The organism is Escherichia sp. MR, assembly GCF_005280595.1.
In the GTDB taxonomy this organism is placed as follows: domain Bacteria; phylum Pseudomonadota; class Gammaproteobacteria; order Enterobacterales; family Enterobacteriaceae; genus Escherichia; species Escherichia ruysiae.
Genome location: NZ_SZVK01000099.1, coordinates 1 through 5,713, shown reverse-complemented (window position 1 = coordinate 5,713; position 5,713 = coordinate 1). Strand labels below are relative to the sequence as shown.

The window sequence follows — 5,713 nt, the reverse complement described above, 5'->3', positions numbered from 1 at the left end:
TCGGTGGAGCTGCATGACAAAGTCATCGGGCATTATCTGAACATAAAACACTATCAATAAGTTGGAGTCATTACCAAGGAATCGTAATAATCTGTTTTGTCGCGAGGTAATCATTTGCATTTTTTACCCTTACCACAGATTAAGAAGTTCCATGCTGAAGAACTTCAGTTGCTATCTCTGATGATAAATATAAAGCAGAATGATTTCACAACAATACTAAAATGTGTCCTGTAATCCGGACAGCGATAAAACAAAAAACGGCAATTAAGAGATATTTTTAGGGTAGATCACATTTTCACAGCAAATAATCGTGATCATGCTCGCAGATATGACAGAAGAAATATTTATTAGCAGATGTGAGATTGTTTACCGGATACGGCACAAACAATGCGTATCCGGCATTCCTTCAATAAATTACAACGTAATTGTCAGCGCATTCCCTTGAGGCGTCACCACCACGCCCAAGTCACTTTCAGCCTGCGAACCGCCTTGCAAACCATTTACTTTCGCAATATTACGCAAGCACAGTGTCCAGTTCTTCGCCTCGCCCGCGCCTGTCACGGTAATCGTATTGCCAGTACGCGCCGCTTTCAGGGTGAAGATCACCGAACCATCGGCAGCGGGCACTTCACAGACAGCTTCATGCCCGTCTTGCAGATTAAAAAGCTGGAAAGCCGTGCCTTCATGCCACGCGTAGTCGGGGCGTTGGTCATTGTTCCCCAGCGCCAGTAAGGTGTTGTCACGCACGTAAACCGGCAAACTAAGAAAATCATGCTGCTGTTTATGCCAACGGCTGCCTTCTGTTTCATCGTTATGCCACAGATGCGTCCAGCGACCTTCTGGCAGATAAAACTGTACATCGCCCACTTCAGAGAACACTGGCGCAACCATCACGCTGTCGCCCAACATGTATTGACGGTCAAGATAATCACAGGCCGGATCGTCCGGGAACTCCATCACCATTGCGCGCATCATCGGCGTACCCAGCGCGTTAGCACGAGCGGCTTCGCGGTACAGATACGGCATCATACGGCATTTAAGCTGAGTGAAATGGCGCACGACATCGCAGGATTCATCATCATAAGCCCACGGCACACGATAAGATTTGCTGCCATGTAAACGGCTATGGCTGGAGAGCAAACCAAATGCGCACCAGCGTTTGTAAACGTGCGCCGGAGCGGTGTTCTCAAAGCCACCGATATCGTGGCTCCAAAAACCAAAACCAGAAAGGCCAATAGACAAACCACCGCGCAGGCTTTCCGCCATTGATTCGTAGTTAGCGTAACAGTCGCCGCCCCAGTGTACCGGGAATTTCTGCGCACCGACGGAGGCCGAGCGGGCAAACAAGACGGCTTCTTCCTCGCCGACGGTTTCCTTGAGCACGTTCCACACCAGTTCGTTGTAGATGTATGCATAATGGTTATGCATTTTCTGCGGATCGGAACCGTCAAACCACTGAACGTCTGTTGGAATACGTTCGCCAAAGTCGGTCTTAAAGCAATCGACGCCCATCGCTACCAGGCCTTTCAGTTTATCGGCGTACCATTTGCAGGCATCTGGGTTGGTAAAGTCATAAATCGCCAGACCTGGCTGCCATTTATCCCATTGCCATAACGAGCCGTCCGGGCGTTTGAGTAAATATCCTTTCTCTTGCAACTCTTTAAATACCGGGGATTTTTGCCCTATATAGGGGTTAATCCAGACGCAGATTTTCAGCCCTTTCGCTTTCAGGCGGCGGATCATCCCTTCCGGGTCAGGGAAAGTTACCGGATCCCACTCAAAATCGCACCACTGGAAAGCTTTCATCCAGAAACAGTCGAAGTGGAAAACATGTAGCGGCAGATTCCGTTCCGCCATGCCGTCGATAAAGCTGTTTACCGTTGCTTCATCATAATTAGTGGTAAATGAAGTCGTTAACCACAAACCAAAGGACCATGCTGGCGGCAACGCCGGACGCCCGGTAAAACGGGTATAACGATCGAGCACCGCTTTCGGCGTCGGGCCATCGATAACAAAGTATTCGAGATATTCACCCTCAATGCTGAACTGTACTTTGGAGACTTTCTCCGATCCCACTTCAAACGAGACGCACTGCGGATGATTAACCAGCACACCGTAGCCACGGTTGGTGATATAGAACGGGATGTTTTTGTACGCCTGTTCGGTGCTGGTTCCGCCATCACGGTTCCAGGTTTCCACCGTCTGACCGTTACGCACCAGCGCAGTGAAGCGTTCCCCCAGACCGTATACCGTTTCACCGACACCGAGATCCAACCGCTCAAACATGTAGCTACGGTTGGTGTTGGTATCCTGTATATAGCCGTTATTTTTCAACTGGCTACCGGTAATGCGCACACCATTGCGTAGAAAATCGAGCGACCAGAATTCCCCTTTGGTAACGCGAACACTCAAATTACCGCTCTTCAGCTCGGCATATTCACTCGTGTTTTGCATCTCCACCGGAACGTCATGCAACACATTAATCGGGTAATGCGGACCGCTATCCAGCGCCCCTTGAAAATGCTCAATCCGCACGCCAACCACACCTTCCTGAGGTGAAAAAAAGCGCAGCGTAAACAGCGGCGTATCCAACTGCCAGGTACGCTCCCGCACATCACGCGGCGCGGCATAAACCACCATCTCCTTTCCCCGGTGCTCAACATCAAAAACCTGGATGGGGTGAATCAAATTAAGACCAGGTTGAATAAGCCAGTTTCCATCGCTGATTTTCATAATCCGTTCCTTTCGTTCTGAAATTTTAGTTACCGCATGCATGACAAGTGAAGAAGGCGCCAGTCAGACAGCCCGAAAGTAAACCATCCTTAAGAGTGCGGATATTGCTATTTTTTGTTATCAACTTACGTTTCTTGTTTTCTGTGATCGCGGTAGCACCAAAATGTAACTTATTGATTTGCTGAAGGTTTCTGTGAAATGGATCATGGCAAGACGAAACGATACGGAAAAAAGTGTGATGGGGGATGTGATAAGGCGAGGAACTAGCTATAATGCGCCCCGCCTCCATGTAGCAATCGAGGCGCGGAAGATCGTCGTCTCCGGTGAGGCGGCTGGACTTCAAATCCAGTTGGGGCCGCCAGCGGTCCCGGGCAGGTTCGACTCCTGTGATCTTCCGCCAGTTTACCTCTTCTGAACTCTCCCAATGTCAATAAATCTCTTCTAATCCCTTGTATATCAGTATTTATTTGTATCCTGAGGTCAACCTACTTCACCCCGTATCAAGTTTCTTTTGGGGGTACTTTAGGGGGTGTTATTTCCTATTGAAATACAAGCACCCCCATAATAGGAAAAATGTAATACATAACAACGGCTTTTAACAACATCTTTGTTATACAAGGGGTGTATTGGGGGTATCAGGTTAGTTACTGGCAGAAATCCCCCTCAGGAACATGAATTCATCAAAAGCCGGAGGATGTCATGGCATTAACCGATATCAAAGTGAAAACCGCAAAACCCAAAGACAAACCCTATAAGCTTGCTGATGGCGGCGGTATGTATCTACTGATTAACACTAATGGTTCTAAATACTGGCGCATGAAGTACCGCTTTGCTGGTAAAGAAAAGATGCTTTCTATTGGCGTATACCCCGATGTAACGCTAGCCGATGCTCGCGAGAAACGCAGTGAAGCCAGGAAACTCCTCGCTGCTGGAGGCGATCCAGGGGAGGCAAAAAAGGAAGAAAAAATCGCGCAGCAAATAAGTCTGAAAAATACGTTCGAGGCTATTGCTCGCGAATGGCACCAGTCAAAAGCCGATCGGTGGTCATTACGCTATCGTGATGAAATCATTGATACCTTTGAAAAAGACATTTTTCCCTACATTGGCAAGCGCCCTATTGCCGAAATCAAACCAATGGAGTTACTGGAAGCACTGCGTAAAATGGAAAAACGTGGAGCTCTGGAGAAAATGCGCAAGGTCCGCCAGCGCTGTGGTGAGGTGTTCCGCTATGCAATTGTTACTGGCCGGGCAGACTATAACCCAGCCCCCGATCTTGCCAGTGCTTTAGCTACACCGAAAAAAGTACATTTTCCCTTTCTTACTGCTAATGAACTTCCCCACTTCCTCAACGATCTGGCGGGTTATACCGGAAGTATAATCACTAAGACAGCTACTCAGATCATTATGTTAACCGGCGTACGAACACAAGAACTGCGTTTTGCACGCTGGGAAGATATCGATTTTGAGACAAAATTGTGGGAGATCCCGGCAGAAGTAATGAAGATGAAGCGACCTCATATTGTGCCGCTCTCTGAGCAGGTTATTATGCTATTTAAGCAGCTTGAACCAATCTCAAAACATCGTCCCCTAGTCTTTATCGGTAGAAATGATCCCCGCAAACCAATTAGTAAGGAAAGCATTAACCAAGTAATTGAATTACTTGGATATAAGGGAAGACTCACAGGGCATGGTTTCAGACACACCATGAGTACAATTCTGCATGAACAAGGCTTTAACTCCGCCTGGATTGAAATGCAGTTAGCTCATGTGGATAAAAATTCCATCAGGGGTACCTATAATCATGCCCTGTATCTCGATGGCCGCCGTGAAATGATGCAATGGTACGCTGATTACATTGATTCACTCTCCAGCCGGGAAAGTTAAGTCAGAAATACTTTTCCCTGATGTTTTCCTCAATTAAGTATTTTATCCTCTGGCCTACAAGGCTGGAGGATTTTTGTTATTATATTATTTTTTTGTGTCTTCAAACTTATTACAAAAACATAATTAAAAACAAATTGACATTTTTAAATTGGCAAATACAAAATACAGCCTTGCAGTTATTTCGATACCTTTAGCAAAGGAAAAGTTGATTCAGATATAATTTAGCATTTCAATCATCTGACATCATTATAAAAAATGAGATTCACATAAAGATAAAATTATTGTTCTCAAGGAAAGCATGAACGGGCTTCGTAAGCAATATTCATTCGGTGCCAAGACAGGACTTGATACACAGAATCTCAACTTTTATGCTCTCAGACTATATCACCACATGTTTTACAGGCTCAGAAAATGAACGATAGATTATGCTTTGAAGTGCACGATAACAAGGGTTATTTCGTATTTCCGGATACCTGGTTTGGCCCATTACTGGGGGAGTTTGAAGAAGTGCTTGATGCATACGACACTGATGAAATCAGCGAGACGAGTTACATCAACAAACTCAGGCATCTTGCTCAACGGGAGCCTGACTTTATTGATATACACGCTCATCTGGCATATGCATTTCTGGAGCAGAATGCCCCGCGTAAGGCTCTGAACGCCGCGCTTAAAGGACTGGCGGCCGGTAATCGTCTCATCCCGGAAAGTTTCAGTGGTGAAATCATCTGGATGCATCCCGAAAACCAGCCTTATCTGCGCGCGCTTTATGCAGCAATTCTCGCAAATGTGCACTTACAGCGTCATCAGGATGCGGTTATGCTTACTGATAAAATACTGGCATACAATCCTGAAGATAATCAGGGTGCCCGCTGGTTGTTGGGTTCAGAACTGTTACGAACAGGTGATCATGAGCGAGCCTTCAGTGTACTGAAAAAACATGCTGATGAATTTTCACCTTACTGGTATGAACTTGGTCTTCTGCATTTTCTTAATGGGGAACTGGTAAAAGCTGCAACTGCATGGTAATGACTCCAACTTATTGATAGTGTTTTATGTTCAGATAATGCCCGATGACTTTGTCATGCAGCTCCACCGA

The 5,713-nt window shown here is 46.3% G+C and carries 4 protein-coding genes, 1 tRNA gene and 1 pseudogene; 4 read left to right on the top strand and 2 right to left on the bottom strand.

Annotation, left to right across the window (positions count from 1 at the left end; translation table 11 throughout):
• A partial coding sequence (locus FC814_RS23795; protein WP_071528444.1) for an IS1 family transposase occupies positions 1-60 on the top strand: 60 nt, incomplete at its 5' end.
• A gap of 354 nt (positions 61-414) precedes the next feature.
• Here FC814_RS23795 and yicI read toward each other — a convergent pair.
• Positions 415-2,733: an alpha-xylosidase gene (gene yicI, locus FC814_RS22005; RefSeq protein WP_137326469.1), complete on the bottom strand. Its 2,319-nt coding sequence runs from the start codon at positions 2,731-2,733 to the stop codon at positions 415-417.
• 305 nt (positions 2,734-3,038) lie between these two features.
• Between yicI and FC814_RS22000 the strand changes: the two genes are divergently transcribed.
• The 3 genes and pseudogenes from FC814_RS22000 to FC814_RS21990 form a co-directional block, all read left to right on the top strand.
• Positions 3,039-3,133 (top strand) — tRNA-Sec (locus tag FC814_RS22000).
• Positions 3,134-3,432: 299 nt separating this feature from the next.
• Positions 3,433-4,617 carry an integrase arm-type DNA-binding domain-containing protein gene (locus FC814_RS21995; RefSeq protein ID WP_137326468.1) on the top strand — a complete coding sequence of 395 codons (1,185 nt, stop codon included), beginning with the start codon at positions 3,433-3,435 and terminating at the stop codon, positions 4,615-4,617.
• A 411-nt stretch (positions 4,618-5,028) separates the two neighbouring features.
• A pseudogene (locus FC814_RS21990) lies at positions 5,029-5,640 on the top strand (tetratricopeptide repeat protein); the annotation flags it as partial.
• A gap of 13 nt (positions 5,641-5,653) precedes the next feature.
• Here FC814_RS21990 and FC814_RS23790 read toward each other — a convergent pair.
• The coding region (locus FC814_RS23790) for an IS1 family transposase (protein WP_071528444.1) at positions 5,654-5,713 on the bottom strand (60 nt) is incomplete at its 5' end.